Source organism: Stomatobaculum sp. F0698 (assembly GCF_030644385.1).
Lineage (GTDB): Bacteria > Bacillota > Clostridia > Lachnospirales > Lachnospiraceae > Moryella.
The window spans coordinates 1,797,252-1,815,649 of sequence record NZ_CP130060.1; the positions used below are offsets into that span (position 1 = coordinate 1,797,252).

Sequence of the window (18,398 nt, forward strand, 5' to 3'; positions counted from 1 at the left end):
CTTTTGAAAAACAACGGCTGTCGTATGCCGTGCGAAAGGATGAAGCCATGCCTTTAAACGAACCCAAGACCGGCGATTCCGTTCGGGAAACGCCGCGCATTTATGTGCGCCAGGAAGACCGCTATGAGGATTTACAGTCTTCCGCCTCCGCTTTTATGATTGTCTGTGTTGTGATGTCCCTGCTTTCGCTCTTCAGTTTCGGAAGCAGCCTGCACCTGCCGTTCTCGATTCCCGCGACACCCATGATGCGTTTCTTTTTCATCTTCTTTGCGATCGGCTCCTTTGTCATCTACATTAAGACCCGCCGCGAGGCCGCAAAGACCTACGCTCGTATCGAAGAAGAACAGCGCATCACCGAAGAACTGGAAGCCTGGTTTCTCTCTTCTTATACGCCGGGACAGATCGATCTTCAGATTTTCGGCGCAAACCGCCGCCCGCTGCGCCCCGAAGCCCTGGCCCTAAAGCGCTTTGACTTTATCCAGGACTGCTTCCTGAAGCGCTATGAGGGCATGGACGAAGGCTATATCGAAGCGCTCTCCGAGGAGCTCTACAAGAAATTATTCGAGAGCGGCATGAACCCCGTCAACACAGCGACGCCTGAGGAGGCAGCGGACAACGCAGAGACCCTGCCCGATGCTTCCGCCCACGCCGCTTGTGCGACGGCAGCGGCCCCCGCGGAGTCGGGGGACGCTGCCGGATTTCAAGAAAGCGACGAAGCGGAAGCTGAGACAAGCACAGTCTCGGAGCCCGATTCCGCCGACAAAGAGGAAATCGGCGAAAAGTCCGAAGCAGAGCTTCGCGCCGCAGAAGAAGCCGAAGCAAAAGCCACCCGGAATGCCGAAAGCGACGTAAAGTCGGCAAGTGAAGCAGAAGGCAACGAAGCGGTCAGCGAAATGCCCGAGCGCGCGGCAGACACGACACCCACGCCCGAAGCGGATGCCGGTCAAGAAGCCGAGATAGTCCCCGCTGCGGACAGTGAAACGAAAACAGGCGCGCCGGAAACGCCTGCGAACGCATGAGGCCTTTCAAAACGCAGGATACGAAGTGCACAAACAAAAAAGTGTCAGGTCGAAGGACCTGACACTTTTTGTTATTCACTCCGCAGCGCATCGATCGGGTTTAAGGATGCCGCGCGCTTTGCCGGCATGTAACCGAAAATCAGACCGATGGCGACCGAAACCGTAAACGAGATGAACACGGCATTCGGTGTCGCCGCAACGCTGTAGCCCACAAACATCGTGACGATGTTCAGGATACCGCTGCCGATCCCGATACCGATCAGTCCGCCGAGCACCGAGGTGGTAATCGCCTCGAGCACGAACTGCTGCAGGATAACACCCGGGCGCGCGCCGAGTGCCTTACGAATACCGATTTCCCGCGTTCGCTCCGTGACCGAGACCAGCATGATGTTCATGACGCCGACACCCGCGACAAAGAGCGAGATACCCGCAATGCCGCCGATCAGGACCGACATCTGCGCCATCATCCGGTTAATCTGGTCGAGCATTTCGGCCATGGCCATCAAATTGTAATTTTTCTTATTGCGGAATACCGAGTAGAGATATTCCTGCAGACTCTTCTTCGCACTCAGCACGGCTGCCTTGTCCGTGCTCTTGGAGGCAAAGAGATAGGCGGAAGGCTGTGCCGTGTGCGCCATCTTGAGCGCTGTGGAATACGGGAGCAGGAGGACATCATCCGTTCCGCTCTCTTCCATCTTGCCCTTGCTCTTCTGCTCTAAAACACCGACCACCGTCAAGTTCACACCGGCGAAACTTACCTTCTCGCCGAGTGCCGCACCGCCCGAACCAAAGAGTCTCTGCGCCGTATAAGCGCCGAGCACGCAGACCTCCTGCTTCGAGGCGACATCCGCATAGCTTAAAAAGCGGCCCTTTGCAATCTTCTTGTCGACCAGATCCGCATAACTCTCGCTGACACCGGTGAGCCCGGTATTCTCGAGCTTCTTGCTGCCCACCTTAATGGTTCCGCCGCCCGGCGTGACCGTGGGGCTCATGCCCGCAAACAAGTCCTTGTGCTCATCGAGATAAGCATACATCTCGTCCATCGTGACCGAACGGCTCGGCTGATTGATGACCGACACGTTGATATTGTTCGCGCCGAGATCCCCCCACTGGGAAATCTGGCTGTTCAGGTAACCGTTCATCAGACTGACCAGAATGATGACGGAAGAGACACCGATGATGATGCCGAACATCGTGAGGGCCGAGCGCACTTTGTTGCTCCAAATGCTCTTTAAGGCGAGCTTAAATGATTGCAGCATAGTCCTCCGCCTTCCCGTCAAAGTTGATTTGTCCGTCCTGTATCCGCACGACCCGCTTTGCCTTCACCGCAATCGAATTGTCGTGCGTAATCATGACAATCGTGTTGCCCTCCTTGTGGAGTTCCTGAAAAAAGTCCAGAATCTGGCGGCTGGTCTTCGAGTCCAGTGCGCCGGTCGGCTCATCGGCAAGCAAAAGGGAGGGATTGCCGGCGAGCGCACGCGCAATCGAGACACGCTGCTGCTGACCGCCCGAGAGCTGATTCGGCATGTTCTTCGCCTTGTCCTTTAAGCCGACGCGCTCCAATTGTCTAAGGGCGCGCTCCTTTCTCTCCTCGCCCGAAACATGGGCATAGAGCAGCGGGAGCTCCACATTTTCCAAAATATTGAGTTTCGGCAATAGGTTGTACTGCTGGAAGATAAAGCCTATCATGCGGTTTCGGATGTCCGCGAGTTCGTTCTGCGTCATATCGCCGACATCTTCGCCGCCGAGCAGATAACTTCCGGAAGTCGGCACATCCAGCGCACCGATGATGTTCATCAGCGTGGACTTACCGGAACCGGACTTACCGACAATCGCAACAAACTCGCCCATCCGTATCGTCAAGTTCAAGTGATCGTTCGCGTGGATAATCTCATCGCCCATCACATAGGTCTTGCAGAGATCCTTGATCTCAATCAGTACCTCGCCCTGCGGAATTTGGACGGTCTTAATTCTGCCCATTCGCATCACCGCCCTGATCGGCGTCCGCTGCGCCCGTGTCACCCGCCGCGCCCTGGTCGGCCTCTGCGCCCTGATCGCCGTTGATATACATACTCATGGCGTCGGGCGTATTCAAAACCTTGGGCTGCACAAAGACTTCATCGCCCACCTTGATGTTGTCGGAGGTGATTTGCACCTTATCTGCGGTGATGAGTCCGGTTTCGACCGTGACCGCGCGGAAGCCCGCCGGCACTTCGCCCTGAGCCTCGGTAACGGAGTCATCCTTCACATAGACCTGATTGTCCCGCATGAGCGCATCCGCCGGAATGCAGAGCACGCCGCTTGCGCTGCCGATTACGATTTTCGCGTTGATGTTCATGCCGGGCAGGAGTTTGTCCGTGTTGTCAAGCGTGACGGTCACCGGATAGGTCGAGACGCCGCCCTGAGAACTGCCCTCTAAGCTGATGTTCGTGACCGTGCCGCCGAAGGTCTCACCCGGCATTGCGTCCGCGGTGATTTCGACCTTCTGCCCCACCTGAATTTTCGAGATATCCGTCTCGTCGATGGCCATCTTAAAGGTGTAGGCGCTCATGTCGTAGATGGTCGCAAGCGTCGTTGCGGACTTACCCGCACTCTGTCCCGAACCGCCGAGCTTATCGCCGGCCTTATAACCCTTTGTGATGACCTCACCGTCGATCGGGGATTTGATGGTGTAATTGTCAAGCGTCTCCTTGGCACTGTCGACCGCCTTTTGCGCCGCCTCGAGCCCGGTCTGCGCGCTGTCCACCTTGTCCGAATAGGTCTCAAGCATGTCCTTTACGGACTTCGGCGTCATGGTAAAAATCGGCGTGCCGGGCTGAATGTAGTCGCCCACATGGACCAAGACCTTGATGCTGTCCACAGCACCCGGAAGATCCGCCGCCATATTGCTGGTGTAATGCGCTTCGAACTTTGCCTCCGCGACACATTTGAAGCCGTTCACGGTCGCGCTGACCGAAGTGTCGGTCGTCAGTCCGCCCGGGTTCTTCACCGAGATGGTCACTTCTTTCACGAGGCGGCCGCCGGTTAAGCTCTTCTCCTGGGCACCCACCGCGAGTACCGTGCCCTCGACTTGCTCCATGGTGTCGGAGAGCGTTAAGGTCGCCGGGTTGCCGACCTGAATGAGGTCTGCCTCGCCCGAGAGGAAGGGGATGCGCACCGTCATGCTCGTGTCGTCCGTCAAATCCACAAGGGTCCCGCCGCCCGAAATCTTCTCGCCGTCCGTCACATAGACCTTGGTCACATAGCCCGCGCGCGTTGCTTTATAGACACCGTCTCCGTACTTGCTTCTCGCGTCGTTTAAGTCAACCGTCGCGGAATCCAAGCTCTTCTTTGCGCGGTCCAAGGCACTCTGCGCGCTCTTCATCTCCGAGGCCGCAAGCTTATCGTCGATGCGATAGAGGACCTGATCCTTGGTGACATGATCGCCGACCTCAAAATTTGCCTCGGTGATCGTGCCGCTCGATACCAGAGAGGTGATCGAGTAGGTATCCTTCGCGGCAATGGTGCCGGTCGAGGACAGCTTTTGTGTGATATCCTCTATGGTTGCCGTGCCCGTCGTAACCGCCGTGCTTGCCATGGCCGCCCGTCGGCTCGCCTCCATGCGCTGGTGCACCACAGCGCCGCCGATGCCGATGACCGCCAGCGCAATGACCGCGCGGCGTATGTTTCTCTTTGCCTTTTTCCCGAGCCCCTTCTTCGGCTTTACTTCTTCTGCCACTGTCTGCCCCCTTCTCGCTTACGGTTCCACGTAGTCCACAACGCTGAAGCTCTGGCTTCCCTCTTCGCCCTCGGCGGCCGCGCCGCCGGAAGAAGCCTGATAAATCAATACCACATGGTCACCGACCTTCACGCTGCCGTAGACCGAGAACACAAACTGCATCTCGGTCGAATTGAGCTGATAGACATTTCCGTCGTCCAGCTTGACCGCGCTCGGCGTGAGCGTATTTGTATTCTGATAATAGATGGCCTCGACCACACCGCGCGCCACGCGCTTGTCGGCATCGGAATCCGTGTCCGCATTGTAAGCCCAGACCGTCTTGGTCTGCGAGCTGTAGTAAATGACCGCGTACTGCGCCGCCGCGGCGTAGAGCGCCTCTTTCTGCACCTCTCTGCCGTTCATGAAGATGGTCGCATCGTCTAAACGGAAGGGGATGATATTGTCCACCTGCGTGCGGCTCTCCGCGACCTTCGGGCCGCGCGTCGTGTTGTCCGCCATCTTGAGGGCGTTCACCTCGCCGTGCGCATCCACCTCGGCGTTCAGCACACTCGCATAGACGCCGCCGCTCTTCTGCTTTGCCTTCAGGAGGTTATAGAAGAGGTTCACGCAGTCCGCCTTCGTGAGCTCGGTCTGCGGGTCGCTGTAGCCGATGTTCTCGTTTAAATCCGAGCTTGCATACTGCGCCATGCGCTTGTTGAACTGATCGCCCGCAAAGTCATCCGCCGTGTAGCCGAGCAGCCCCAGCACGCCCTTTGCCGCCTCGTTTAAGCGCACGGGCTCGGACGGCTTAAACTTGCCGCCGAGATAGCCGGTCATCCAGCCCTGCTCCGCCGCAAGACGAATTGAAGCCGCATATTCATCGCCGGACTTCACATCCGCGAAGACCGATACATTGCTGGTCTTCGTGAGCACACTGCGGTAGGCGGAGGCTCTGACCAACATCTGCGCGAACTGCGCGCGCGTCACCTTTTCCGACATGCCGCCGGTGGTCGGCATAATGCCCGAGAGCGCTATGACCTGACGGCGATAAGCAAAGTTACTGCTTGTATTTGCATAGACACTGAGCGGCGATGCCACGGTGCTTACCACCGCGACCGCACTCAGCAGGCATGCAAGGGATTTTCTTCCACGAATCATTCCGGTACCTCGCTTTGCTGTTGTTAATCCGTTATAACGAAGCCATTTTACCATAAATAACAAGCATCCATCAAAAACTGTCATCGAAAGTCCGTAAACTTTTCGTGAACCCGCCGCATGTTGCCTTGTGAAATAGCTTACTATCCGAATAATACACCGTTACTCTGTCCCTGTCAACATACTTTGCCACGCCTTATCTCCCATACCGGACGCGCGGCTCTCCTTCCGATTCCTTTCTCTTATGCCTTACCGCTTCGAATACAAGACAGCAGCTTGTTTTCCGACAAAAAAAGGGCGGCACCGCCGAAGCGATGCCGCCCTCTGTATGAAGCCCACCAAAAGGCTCAGAGTGCCTTGTAATTTACAATCTTTCCGAATTCCGGCTTTAAGGACGCGCCGCCGATCAGGCCGCCGTCGATGTCCGGCTCTGCAAGGAGTTCCTTGCAGTTCTTCTCGTTCATGGAGCCGCCGTACTGAATGCGAATCTCCTCCGAGACCTTCTCGCCGTAGAGCTCCTTCACGGCCTCACGGATGCCGCGGCACACTTCCTCTGCCTGTGCGACGGTTGCGGTCTTACCGGTGCCGATGGCCCAAATCGGCTCATAGGCAATCGTGACCTTTGCCGCATCCGAAGCGCTGACGCCCTGAAACGCGAGCTTTAACTGCATCCGGATGAAGTCCATCGTGACACCCGCCTCGCGCTGCGCAAGGCTCTCGCCGCAGCAGAGAATCGGCTTAAACTGATGCTCGAGGAGCTTTAAGAGTTTCTTGTTGATGATCTCATCGGTCTCGTGGAAGTACTCTCTCCGCTCGGAGTGGCCGATAATCACATACTCGACACCCGCGTCCTTTAACATGGCCGGAGAGGTCTCGCCGGTAAAGGCGCCCTTCTCCTCAAAGTAGACATTCTCCGCGCCGAGGTGCACCGCCGTGCCCGCAATCACTTCTTTGACCGGGAAGATGTCGATAAAGGGCACGCAGTAGACCACGTCGACCTCCGGGTTCTTAACGAGCGGTGCCAGCGTGGTCGCCAGTGCCTTCGCCTCGCTCGGCGTCATGTTCATCTTCCAGTTTCCCGCAATAATCTTTCTTCTCATGTTCCGCTCCTTCAGTCCTTGTTATCCGCCGCCGCAACACCCGGGAGCTCCTTGCCCTCCAGGAACTCGAGCGAAGCGCCGCCGCCGGTCGAAATGTGCGTCATGCGATCCGCAAAGCCGAGGCGCTTCACCGCGTTCACGGAGTCACCGCCGCCGACCACGGTTGTCGCGTCTTTCAGCTCCGCGACCGCCTTGCAGACAGCCAGGGTGCCCGCCGCAAATGCCTCAAACTCGAAGACGCCCATCGGGCCGTTCCAGACCACGGTCTTCGCGCCCTTAAGCGCCTCGGTAAAGCGCGCAATGCTCTTCGGTCCGATATCGAGGCCCATGTAGCCCTCCGGAATCTCATCCACCACCTTGTGCGGTGCATCGGCCGCAAACTTCTCCGCCGCAACATGGTCCACCGGAAGCAGGAGCTTAACGCCCTTCTCTTCCGCCTTCTTCAGCATGTCGAGGCAGTAAGAAAGCTTATCCTCTTCGCAGAGCGAGTTACCTATGCTCTGTCCCTCTGCCTTTAAGAAGGTATATGCCATACCGCCGCCGATGATCAGCGTATCCACCTTGTCGAGCAGATTGTTGATGACGTTCAGCTTGTCCGAGACCTTTGCGCCGCCGAGAATTGCGACAAAGGGGCGCACCGGGTTCTCGACCGCCTGACCGAGGAAGCGAATCTCCTTCTCCATGAGGTAGCCGACCACGTTCTCCTTGCAGTGCTTCGTGACGCCGACATTCGAGCAGTGTGCGCGGTGTGCGGTGCCGAAGGCGTCATCGACAAAAATGCCGTCGTCGCAGAGCGCCGCGAGCTCTTCCGCGTACTTCTCGGCTGCCTCATCCTTGCCGTACTTGGTCTCCTCGACGCGGTAGCGCGTATTTTCAAGGAGCAGCACCTCGCCGTCCTTTAAGTCCGCAGCTGCCTTCCGGGTCTCTTCGCCGGTCACGACCGGATCCGAGATAAACTTGACCGGGACCCCGAGGCGCTCGGAAAGTGCCGGTGCGACCGGGGAAAGGCTCATCTCCGGCAGCGGCTCGCCCTTCGGCTTGCCGAGATGGGAGCAGAGAATCACCTTTGCGCCCTGATCGAGGAGCTTCTTGATGGTCGGCAGCGCGCCGTCGATGCGGTTAAAGTTCTGGATCACGCCGTCCTTCAGCGGAACGTTAAAGTCGCAGCGCACCAGTACTTTTTTGCCCTTTAAGTCTTTGAGATCGTCTACGGTCTTCTTGTTTAACATGCTTTTCCTCCGTCTAAGTCATAAAAAAGCGGGCCCGGTCCAAAGACCGGACCCGCGAGAGTCGCCTTGCAAAAGCAGATGCTTACAGCTCTGCGAAGTACTTGATCGTGCGAACCATCTGGCTCGTGTAGGAGTTCTCGTTGTCATACCAAGAGACAACCTGCACCTGATAGCAACCGTCCGCGATCTTGCTGACCATGGTCTGGGTTGCATCGAAGAGGGAGCCGTAGCGCATGCCGATGACATCGGAGGAGACAATCTCATCCGTGTTGTAGCCGAAGGACTCGTTTGCCGCCGCCTTCATTGCCGCGTTGATCTCTTCCTTCGTGACCTCATCCTTCGCGACAACCGCGACCAGAATGGTCGTGGAACCGGTCGTGACCGGGACACGCTGTGCGGAACCGATGAGCTTGCCGTTCAGCTCCGGAATAACCAGGCCAATCGCCTTCGCAGCGCCGGTGGAGTTCGGGACAATGTTCGCAGCGCCTGCTCTCGATCTTCTGAGATCGCCCTTTCTCTGCGGGCCGTCGAGAATCATCTGATCGCCGGTGTATGCGTGAATGGTGCTCATGATGCCGGACTGAATCGGCGCGTAGTCATTCAGAGCCTTTGCCATCGGTGCGAGGCAGTTCGTGGTGCAGGAAGCTGCGGAGATGATCTTGTCCTCCTTGGTCAGCGTCTTCTCGTTGACGTTGTACACGATGGTCGGCAGATCGTTGCCTGCCGGTGCGGAAATGACAACCTTCTTTGCGCCTGCCTCAAGGTGAGCCGAAGCCTTCTCCTTCGAGGTGTAGAAACCGGTGCACTCCAGGACGACATCGACATCCAGCGCCTTCCACGGAAGGTTCTTTGCGTCCGCTTCCTTGTAAATCGTAATCTTCTTGCCGTCAACGGTGATGGAATCCTCACCCGCCTCGACCGTATGCTTGCCCTCGCCGTACTTTCCGAGGAAGCTGCCCTGCGAAGTATCATACTTCAGCAAGTGCGCCAGCATCTCCGGCTTCGTGAGATCGTTGATCGCAACAACCTCATAGCCCTCCGTCTCAAACATCTGGCGGAACGCAAGGCGTCCGATACGTCCAAATCCGTTAATCGCAACTTTAACCATGGCTTTTATCCTCCTGTATCTGCTGCGGAACCAAACTGATATTTTCTATTTCATTCTACCTTTGTGCCCGTAAAAATGCAAGGAAGGAAATGGGCACTCAATCGTGCATCCACCAATCCTGCGTGCTCGCATAATTGTAGTAGCGCTGAATCGGCGTAATTCTGCCGTTGCGGATTTCAAAGATCTCCCAGACCACACCCGGGCGGTTGGTCGGCACGTGGTAGGTCGCAGCGAGTCCCTGATCCGTGTAGACCTGAACGGTTGCCCCCGAGTTCGAGAGCTCGTAGCTCTGGAAGTTGTTGTACACACTGTTCGTAAAGTCCACGACGCAGTACTTGTAGTAATCCTGCGCGGAGAACTGCTTGATGGTCACGGTCTCCGGGCCGTAGGAGCTCACATCGTCCACGTCAAGATCGTTCCCGAAGCTGTCCACCTTGCCGCCGAACCAGACGTGTGAACTTTCCGCGCCGCGCTGCGTGAAGAGGTGAGAGTCGAGGTCCGCGGGAACCGCGCCCCAGGTCAGAACAATCGAGACCTGCCCCGAGCCCACGGTCGGCGCCGCAAAGAACTCTCTCTCGGTCTCACCGTCGCTTCGCGCAACCAGGGTGTCATAAACCGTCTCATAGCCGTCCGCAACCAGTTCTACCGTGTATACACCGGGACGCAGCTTCACATTCGCAACACCGGAGCCGTCCGTCTGCGCCGTACTCACAATGCGGCCCGTGCGGTTGTTGATGCCCGCGCGCACATTGATGACCGAGGCAAACACGGTGCGCATGCCGCTGCCGCTCTCGTTGTAGTGGAGCGCATCGCCGAGACGCAGGCGGTAGTCGGTCGCAGCGCCGCCGCGCGGCAAAAAGTAAACCGGTGTCTGATAAGCCGCGAGCTGCTCGCTGTCCACGTTGATGCCGTAGATCTCGCAGGACCGGTAGGGTGCCTTCACAAGGCGAAGTTCGTACTGTCTGCTTTCGCCCGGAACCACAATACGGTAGCGACCGTCCGCATCGGTCTTGCCCTCATAGAGCAGCTTTCTGTCCTCGCTGCGATACAGCAGGACTCTCGCATTCTCAACGCCCTGCCCTTGCTCGTCATAGGCATAGCCGCTGATGCCCGTCAGGTTCTGCGCATTCATGACGGTCTCATAGGTATTGTACGCGGCATTCAGCATGATGGATTCCCGCTCGTCGAAGGCGCGCCGCATATCCGCATTTTCGTTCTGATAGAGGAATATCGTATTGGCGGGCCAGGACTTTCGGAGACGCTCTGCCTCGCTTGCGTTTGCCGCGCAGTTCCACTTAAAGCCGCCGTCCCGGACCGCGCGCCAGGTGAGCAGGGTATCGCTGCCGAAAAGGAAGCGTTCACCGGCCTTGTCCGGCACCGCGTAGCCCGCGACATAGTTGTCGATGAGATACTGGTAGACAAAGCGCGGCATGCGGTTCGCGTCATAGTAATACTCCGTGACCTGTAACCCTCCGCTGACCAGATATTCGATTGCGACAATCTTATTCGCAACGCCGTCGTTCGGGTTGATGTATACCGTGTAATCGATGAGATTTCCCGTGTCCGCATTGATGAGCTGCTTTTGCTCGAGGCGGCAGAGGTTCTTATTCACATAACCGGGCCGGTTCTCATAGCCCTCGAGGGTGTAGAAGACATCCGAGTTCCAGCTTTCTCCCGGATTCCGCACGCCCACACTGTGCTTGATCTCATTGATTGCAATGCGCTGTCCCGCAGCCGCTTCGCTGTTTAAAGTCGCAATGCTGCGCTGCAGGGCGCCGAGCTCGGTGTTTTCATCCGCGAGAACCAATTTTTCCGTCTTCTCCGTCGCCTCGCCGTCCTCGTCTGCGCCGCTCTCGGAGGCAGCTTCCGCCGCAGTGCTCTCACCGCTTCCTTCCGCGCTCGTCTCGCTGCTCTCCCGGGTCTCGCGCTTCGCGAAGGGGTCGCTCTCTTTGCCGCCGCCCTGCCGGGAACCGATGAAAATGCCGACACCCACGCCGAGTCCCGCGAGCAGTAAGAAGAGCGGAATGAGAAGCAAGCCCTTTTTCGACTTTCCGCCCTCCGGCTTTTTCTCTTCCGGCGGCGTCTTCGCAGCGGGCAGCGGCTGTTCCGCCTTGGGTGCCGCCGCTTCCGTTGTCTCCGCATTTACGGCCGCCGCTCCAGCCGCGACGCCTGTCTGCTCTGTCTTCGGCTGTTCCGCTTTTGCCTCTTCCGCTTTACCGATAGGCTGTATCTTCATGCCGCAACTCGTACAAAACTTTGCCTCGGGCTTTAACTCGGCCCCGCAATACCTGCAATACATCTCTTTTCCCCCGTTTTTCTCAGAGCTCACTGATAAAATCCGAAATTCGCTGCTGCGGCACATTGCCGTCCAGCAGTTCGTCGTCGATATTCACTTCCTCCCCCTCCGGAAGGGTTGCGCTTCCGGACTTCGATGCTTTCAGGGTGAAGCTGCCGTAATCGTTCTTCAGCTCATAGTAAGAGAAACCGCCTTCATCTCTCACCTCGAACTTAAGCTCTGCCGCCGAACCGCCGTCGTTTACATTCAGACGGTACTTTCCGCAGGGCAGGCCGAGCACACTCCCTTTCTTAAAGTCCAGGTTGTTGTACTTCAGCGCAAACTCCTTCGTTTCGTAATCCCAATAAACACGCCCTGCCACGGTGCCGTAGTAGCCGCTCTTCTCGCGGTCACGCTTCTCGGTCAGCATAAATCCCGGCAGAGCGAGTCCGCGGTACAGCTTGTCTTTATCCGTATCGCGCTCATAGCAAAGGAGCGTGGTATCTCCCCCGTCGAGCTGCAGCAGAATCGCGCGGACTTCCTTCCCCTCCGTCACAAGCTTCCAGGCGAACTTGCGCTCCTCCAGATTCTCGGCGTACGTTTCCGCATTGTCTCGAAGCGTATCCGCGAGGTCTCGGAACTTGGCGCCTTGTCCCTGTGACACTCCCATGGCCTGTGCAAACTGCTCGCCAATTTCCTGCCGCCGGTCAAACCAGGCCGCAAGTTCGCTGTCCTTCTCCATGGCATCCGCAATGTTCCGGAAGAGGCGCTCCAGTTCCGCCGCTTGCGGCTCCCAGCTGTACACGGTATAGTCCTTGTCGAGCGAGTGTTTTAACTCGGGCTTTAGGACCCGCGAGCGATAGCTCCGCTTTTCAACCTCCAAATTGTTGCGGTTGATTGCATCCGCCACGAGTTTTCCGTAGCGCTTCGCCGAAGCTCTGCCGAGCTCCTTCGGGAAGCGCAACTCTGCAAAGAGAGAAGTGCTGATACGCGACTCGCTTCCCATCTCCTTAAGGACCTCCGGATAGCGCGTCACATAGACCTTCTTGCTCTGCTGCGGAATGTGAAAGCCGAGGCGATCCGGATCGATAAAGCAGTCCACATTCAGCACCGGGTTTTCCCCGCTTGCAAATTCCAGGTTGAGCACGGCCTTCTCGAACTTTTTCCCGAGATAGAAGCGCGCGCGTATGCCGTCTCGCAAAATACGCATGCCGTTCTCCGAGAGTATGCCGCTCCGAGAGAGTGCAATCATGCGGCTCTCGCTGAGCTTCGCGGTGAGCAGAAAGTCACTCGAAAAGCCGTTCTCAAAGACCTTATCCATGCCGTCAAACGCCTTGCCCTCACGCTCCAGTGTTGCGAGTTGCATCCTAAGAAAACGCTGCCCGACCGGCTCCGTCGTTTTCAGTGCCGTTCTAAGGCCGAAGCCGATCAATAAAAGTGCGAGCGCTGCCGCGCCGATGATTGCAAAGATCCCGCCCTTTTTCTTCTTTCCGGCTCTTTCCTGCGGAGGTGCTGCCTGCACCTCGCGCTCGGCCGCTGCCGTCTGCGTCGTCTCTTCCGCCACTCCGCGCGGCGCTTCGTTTCCGTCCGCTGCCGTCTGCGCTGCATTTCCGACCGGTTCCGTCTGCGCCGTCGTTTCCGGCTCAGGGGACTCCGCCTGACTTTCCTCCGGCTCTGTATCCGCAGTTTGTTCCGCCGCATCTACGGCAGCGCCCGCCGCCTCCTTTGTTGTCTCCTCCGAAAGCCGGGTACCGCAGTTTCCGCAAAAGAGCTCACCTTCGCCCACTTCACTGCCGCAATGCTTGCATCTACCCATGTTCACATCCCCCTTTACTCAGTCTGCAGGCATTTGACTCTGTTCCCCGTCCCACACCGGAATACAAAAAGACGTCTGTGCCCAAAAGACACAGACGCCTCTCACAAAATCCGGCAACTTTGCTAGGACTCTTGTTTTCATCCTAACATTTGTTGTGCAAAATCTCAAGAATATTTTAAGATTTATATCTCATTCATGATATATTCCGCCACATTTTGCGCGTGGTCGGAAATACGCTCCAGGTTATCGATGATCTCAATGAAAACATGACCCGCCTCGGGCTTGCACTCGCCCTTCGAGAGCCGTTCCATGTGACGCTCCTTCTGCTCATCGCGCAGGGAGTCCACGAGATCCTCACAGGCGCTCACCTTGCGCGCACTCGCGACACTGTGCTCCTCTCTCGCCTTGACCGCATTGCGGTAGGCCTCGAGCACCGCATCCGAGAGTTCGCGAAGGTCTTTCTTTCCGGTCTCCGAGAGCACCAGATCGCGGGACTTTAGAATCCGCACGCCCTTTGCGATATTCTCGGCATGATCACCGGAACGCTCAAAGTCGGTCAGCGTGTTAAAGAGATCCGTGATGACCAGTCTCTGGTGTTCGTTGACCGGCAAGGTATTTGCCTTAATCAAATACTCGGAGAGTTCCCGGTTCATCGCGTTGATCTTCCGCTCTGTCTCTTTGATCTCCGCCATGACCGTCTCATCCTGCGTAAAGCAAACTTCGCAGGCACGCTCCACATTTCGGAGCGTGAGCTTGCCCATTGCCGCAACCTCGTTCGAGAGCGCAGCGACCGCAATGGCCGGCTGCTCAAAGATACGCGGATCCAAACGCGTCACAAGTTCCTCTTCCTTCTTCACATCCGCAAGCGCTTCGCCCTTCTTTTCCGGAACCAGAACGCCGGAGAGCGAGACCAGCTGCTCGCCGAAGGGGAAGAGCAATACAGTCATGATGAGCTTAAAGCCCGTGTGGAACAGAGAAATCTGCACGGGGCTGATGTGGTAGTGCGCAAGTGCCGGCTTCATCGCAAAGAGCACAATGCTGAGCACCGTAAAGAGAATCGCACCGATCATGTTGAAGGAAAGGTGCATGACCGCCGCACGGCGCGCATCGCGCGAACCGCCGATTGAGGAGAGCATCGCAGTCACGCAGGAGCCGATGTTCTCACCGAGGGTGATGAAGATTGCCGCATTGGTCATGATGAGCCCGTTGCCGGCGAGCATCTGCAAAATACCGACCGAGACCGAGGAACTCTGTAAGATGGCCGTGACAACCGCACCGGCAAGCATGCCGAGGAACGGGTTCGAGCCGAGGGTTGTAAACACCGTCGCAAAGATAGGCGCATCCGTGTAGGGCGCAACCGCCTCCGACATGAACTTGAGACCCTGGAACAGGAGTCCGAAACCGATGATAATCTCCGCGCGGCTCTTTTTTGTCTCCGACTTGGAGAACATGATGATGCCCGCGCCGATGCCGATCAAGACCGGTGCATAGAACTCCGGATTCAGCATCTTCATGGAATCGCCGATCTGACTCAGCGAGACAATCCATGCGGTCACCGTGGTACCGATGTTCGCACCCATGATGACACCGACCGCCTGACTCAGGGTCATGAGACCCGCGCTGACAAAACCGACAACCATGACCGTGGTCGCACCCGAACTCTGGATGATGCCGGTGATCAGGGTTCCGACCAGCACAGCTTTCAGCCGGTTCGAAGTCAGCATCCCCAGGAAGTCCTTCATTTTGTTGCCGACCGACTTTTGTGTTCCTTCCGCCATGACATGCATGCCGTAGAGGAACATCCCCAGTCCTCCGATAAAGAGAAACAGATTTGTAATATTGTCGAGCATAGCCCCCCCGCGGGTCAAACAACCCGCCCAGTTTTGCCGGTTACGGGCTCAGTGTAGCATAGCTCTGTTTTGCTGTGCAAGTTCGCAAAAGAACGTTTTTTGTGCGCGTATGTTCCCCGCTTCTGTCTCTTTTTGCCGAGTTCAAAGGGGCAGCGGCGTTCCGTTTAACTTCGCGGACACCAAGGTATCGCCCTCATAGCAGAGTTTCAGCGAAAAGAACGGGATATTCTGCCGTAACAGCGGCAGAAAAATGCGGTCCCCCTCCCAGAGCGGCAGCTTTAAAACTTCTTCCTTCGGGACCCAGGAAGAAATGCCCTCTTCCGTGTCGTGATATTCCCCCGTGAAGCCGTCCGCCGAAAAGAGGTGCATGTGTTCCGCCTCGTAGCGATCGGACACAAAGGTCACGATACCCGCATAGCGGTAGCTCGTGAGGGTATAGCCCGTCTCCTCAAAAACCTCGCGCGCAGCGCACTCCTCCGGGCTCTCCCCTTCCAAAAACTTGCCGCCGATACCGACATACTTACCCTCGTTGATATCGTTCTGCTTGGTCACGCGGTGAAGCATGAGCCACTTCCCGTCGCGCTCCAGATAGCATAGACTTGTGCTGTACATGGATTCCTCCTCCGAGACTGTTTGCCTTTTATTATAGCGGCTCAGAGGACAAAGGGGATGACGGTACGGTAGTTTTTTAAACCAAAAAACCGGGCGGAACTTCTATCGTTCCGCCCGGACATTTTCTTTTTCTTTCTCGCGTCACTGTACCCTGTCGCGGAATTCCCGCACCGCTGCTTCGCGGTAAATCTTCCGTCCGCGCTCCGAGAGGCGCACAAAGGTAATATTGTCGCGGAGTTCCAGGACAATTGCATCAAAGGCGTCCAGGTACTTATAGACCGCCTCATTGTCGATGCGCACTTTGCCGTCCACAAAGGCACGCTCCAGACTGCCGTTTTCCTGTGCCCGGATAAAACGCCGCGAAACGCGGTTTCTGAGTTCGTCAAAGAGCCAGTCCAGGGTCTTAACCGAGGGGGCAATGTAGCCGAGCAGATTCACCGCCTCTATCATACGGAGCGGCGCTTCTTCCTCATGCTCCCGCTTGTCCTCATCCATCCAAAAGAGCTTAATCGGCATCTCCCGCTCAAACATCTCGACAATCTCTGCGATATCTCCCATGTTCTTTCCTCCGCGCTCTGCGCTCTTGTCTGAAACGCTCTGTTGTCCGTTTCATTCTAGCACGCTGCGGCGCAGTTTCCAAGACGGCAGACAAGCCGCAACGAGGAAGCATACGCCTCTCTCCGCGACGAAGCGGAACAAGACCGGGATACGCTTTTCGGCAAGCGAATCTGTATGAACCTCCCCCAAGCTGCGACATGTCCTGCTCTGATTTGCCGATACGACGCATGATACAAATAGAGCTGTAGAGAAGGCTTCTCTACAGCTCTTTTTCTTCGCGGAGAGCATGGGATTCGAACCCACGCACCGGTCACCCGGCCTAACGCATTTCGAGTGCGCCCCCTTGAACCGCTTGGGTAACTCTCCAAACACCAGAAAATTATAGCAAAGCTTGCGCGCTTTGTCACGCAAAACTTTACAATTCTCAGTTCGGTGCCACACCGACCTCCGCGCTCTCTCGATTCCAGTCTATGCTCTCGCTCGTCTCTCCCGCATTCGCCGGGGCAAACTCTTCCGCCGCGCCGTAGACGGTCTTATCCTTCCACGAAAAGCGAAGCCAGCGCACATTGACCGCCGTACAGCGGAGCGCATCTCCCTTCTTCACCTTGCCGACCGGATTGCCGTCCGTACCCGGTCTGTCGCGAAGTACCGCCTCCTCTGCCGTGCAGTAGAGTATTTGCTTGTTCCCGCTGAAGCGGTAGCCGTTCACGATATCCTCCGGCCGCGCCTCCACGGTCCCGCCGCTCGCCGTTGTCTCCGTCTGATGCAGGTCAATGACACTGCTCTCCTCGAGTGTCATTTCCATGGGTTTCTTATTTCCGCAAGCGCTGAGTCCCGCGATTGCGAGTGTAATTCCGATTACAAGCGCTGTTTTATTCCGCTTCAATGGTTCCTCCTCCGAGCACGGCTCCCGAATCCGTGTAGAGCACAACCGCCTGTCCCGGAGTCACCGCGCGCTGCGGCGTGGGAAAGGCAACCCGAATCTTTCCGTCCGGCAGCACGGTGACCCGACAGGCCGCGCCGCCGTGGTTATAGCGTATCTTGGCGCGGCAATGCAGAATTTCGCCTGCGGGCGGCGGCGCAACGGCCATCCAGTTCACATCTCCCGCAATCAGTTCTTCCGCGTACACTTCATCCCCCGTGCCGAGTACCACTTCGTTCCGCTCCGGGCGAAGCTCAATCACATACATGGGTTCGCCGAAAGCGATTCCGAGCCCCTTCCGCTGGCCTACAGTGTAGTGCGTGAGCCCCTTGTGCTCACCGAGCACCGTTCCGTCCGCGCGCACAAACTTGCCCGGCAGCGCCGTTTCCCCCGTGCTCTCATCGATAAAACGCGCATAGTCGCCGTCCGGCACAAAGCAGATTTCCTGGCTGTCCGGCTTCGATGCGACCGGAAGCCCGGCCGCCGCCGCGATGGCGCGCACTTCCGGCTTCTCATATTCGCCGATCGGCATCAGGGTATGGGCAAGCTGGCGCTGCGTGAGGTTATAGAGCGCATAGCTCTGATCCTTCGCGGCGGTCTTGGAGCTTGCGAGTGCATAGCGCCCGTTTTCAAGCGTCAGCACCCGCGCGTAGTGTCCGGTCGCAATGTAATCCGCCCCGAGCATGAGGCTGCGCGTAAGCAGCGCCTCCCACTTCACATAGCGATTGCAGGCAATGCAAGGATTCGGCGTGCGCCCCAGGCGGTACTCTCGCACAAAATAATCAATGACATCGCGCTTGAATTCCGCGCGAAAGTTCATCACATAGTAGGGGATGTCCAGCACCTCTGCCACACGGCGCGCATCTTCCACGGCGGAAATGCCGCAGCAACCGCCCTTTTTCTCCACCTCGCACTGTGTCTCGCTCTGCCAGATCTGCATGGTCACGCCGATCACTTCGTATCCCTGCTCCTTCAGGAGGTAGGCAGCGACCGAGCTGTCCACACCGCCGGACATGCCGACTACCACCTTCTTGCCCATTCGTTCTTCCTCTCCGTA

15 protein-coding genes and 1 tRNA gene are annotated in these 18,398 nt (G+C 57.3%); 1 reads left to right on the plus strand and 15 read right to left on the minus strand.

What is annotated here, in order from left to right:
* The first annotated feature begins 47 nt into the window (after positions 1 to 47).
* A complete protein-coding gene (locus QU660_RS08200) occupies positions 48 to 1,019 on the plus strand; it encodes a hypothetical protein (RefSeq protein ID WP_304946036.1) in 972 nt (323 codons plus the stop codon).
* Between the two features lie 71 nt (positions 1,020 to 1,090).
* Here the strand turns inward: QU660_RS08200 and QU660_RS08205 are convergent, their stop codons facing one another.
* From QU660_RS08205 to mnmA, 15 genes are all read right to left on the minus strand, one after another.
* Complete coding sequence (locus tag QU660_RS08205; RefSeq protein WP_304946037.1) at positions 1,091 to 2,278, minus strand: ABC transporter permease; 1,188 nt, start codon at positions 2,276 to 2,278, stop codon at positions 1,091 to 1,093.
* Entirely contained in the window at positions 2,262 to 2,999 is a 738-nt protein-coding gene (locus tag QU660_RS08210; RefSeq protein WP_304946038.1) for an ABC transporter ATP-binding protein, read from the minus strand. Before QU660_RS08210 ends, QU660_RS08205 begins: the two co-directional genes overlap by 17 nt.
* Positions 2,986 to 4,737, minus strand: coding sequence for an HlyD family efflux transporter periplasmic adaptor subunit (locus tag QU660_RS08215; RefSeq protein ID WP_304946039.1), 1,752 nt, complete (start codon positions 4,735 to 4,737; stop codon positions 2,986 to 2,988). Before QU660_RS08215 ends, QU660_RS08210 begins: the two co-directional genes overlap by 14 nt.
* A gap of 18 nt (positions 4,738 to 4,755) precedes the next feature.
* A complete protein-coding gene (locus QU660_RS08220) occupies positions 4,756 to 5,874 on the minus strand; it encodes an S-layer homology domain-containing protein (protein ID WP_304946040.1) in 1,119 nt (372 codons plus the stop codon).
* Positions 5,875 to 6,218: 344 nt separating this feature from the next.
* Positions 6,219 to 6,971 carry a triose-phosphate isomerase gene (gene tpiA / locus QU660_RS08225; RefSeq protein ID WP_304946041.1) on the minus strand — a complete coding sequence of 251 codons (753 nt, stop codon included), beginning with the start codon at positions 6,969 to 6,971 and terminating at the stop codon, positions 6,219 to 6,221.
* Between the two features lie 11 nt (positions 6,972 to 6,982).
* The gene (locus tag QU660_RS08230; protein ID WP_304946042.1) at positions 6,983 to 8,200 is read right to left on the minus strand and encodes a phosphoglycerate kinase; all 1,218 of its coding nucleotides are present in this window, start codon (positions 8,198 to 8,200) and stop codon (positions 6,983 to 6,985) included.
* A gap of 82 nt (positions 8,201 to 8,282) precedes the next feature.
* Positions 8,283 to 9,308: a type I glyceraldehyde-3-phosphate dehydrogenase gene (gap, locus tag QU660_RS08235; RefSeq protein WP_304946043.1), complete on the minus strand. Its 1,026-nt coding sequence runs from the start codon at positions 9,306 to 9,308 to the stop codon at positions 8,283 to 8,285.
* 97 nt (positions 9,309 to 9,405) lie between these two features.
* Positions 9,406 to 11,607, minus strand: a complete 2,202-nt coding sequence (locus tag QU660_RS08240) for a zinc-ribbon domain-containing protein (RefSeq protein ID WP_304946044.1) — start codon at positions 11,605 to 11,607, stop codon at positions 9,406 to 9,408.
* Positions 11,608 to 11,626: 19 nt separating this feature from the next.
* Entirely contained in the window at positions 11,627 to 13,399 is a 1,773-nt protein-coding gene (locus tag QU660_RS08245; RefSeq protein ID WP_304946045.1) for a zinc-ribbon domain-containing protein, read from the minus strand.
* A 182-nt stretch (positions 13,400 to 13,581) separates the two neighbouring features.
* Positions 13,582 to 15,249 (minus strand): Na/Pi cotransporter family protein, encoded by a 1,668-nt coding sequence (locus tag QU660_RS08250; protein ID WP_304946046.1) that lies wholly within the window; start codon positions 15,247 to 15,249, stop codon positions 13,582 to 13,584.
* A gap of 141 nt (positions 15,250 to 15,390) precedes the next feature.
* Complete coding sequence (locus QU660_RS08255; protein WP_304946047.1) at positions 15,391 to 15,861, minus strand: NUDIX hydrolase; 471 nt, start codon at positions 15,859 to 15,861, stop codon at positions 15,391 to 15,393.
* A gap of 141 nt (positions 15,862 to 16,002) precedes the next feature.
* Entirely contained in the window at positions 16,003 to 16,419 is a 417-nt protein-coding gene (locus tag QU660_RS08260; RefSeq protein WP_304946048.1) for a hypothetical protein, read from the minus strand.
* A 278-nt stretch (positions 16,420 to 16,697) separates the two neighbouring features.
* Positions 16,698 to 16,785 (minus strand) — tRNA-Ser (locus QU660_RS08265).
* Between the two features lie 58 nt (positions 16,786 to 16,843).
* Positions 16,844 to 17,305, minus strand: coding sequence for a hypothetical protein (locus QU660_RS08270; RefSeq protein WP_304946049.1), 462 nt, complete (start codon positions 17,303 to 17,305; stop codon positions 16,844 to 16,846).
* Positions 17,292 to 18,380: a tRNA 2-thiouridine(34) synthase MnmA gene (gene mnmA / locus QU660_RS08275; RefSeq protein WP_304946050.1), complete on the minus strand. Its 1,089-nt coding sequence runs from the start codon at positions 18,378 to 18,380 to the stop codon at positions 17,292 to 17,294. The genes QU660_RS08270 and mnmA overlap by 14 nt, the downstream gene beginning before the upstream one ends.
* Positions 18,381 to 18,398: the final 18 nt, after the last annotated feature.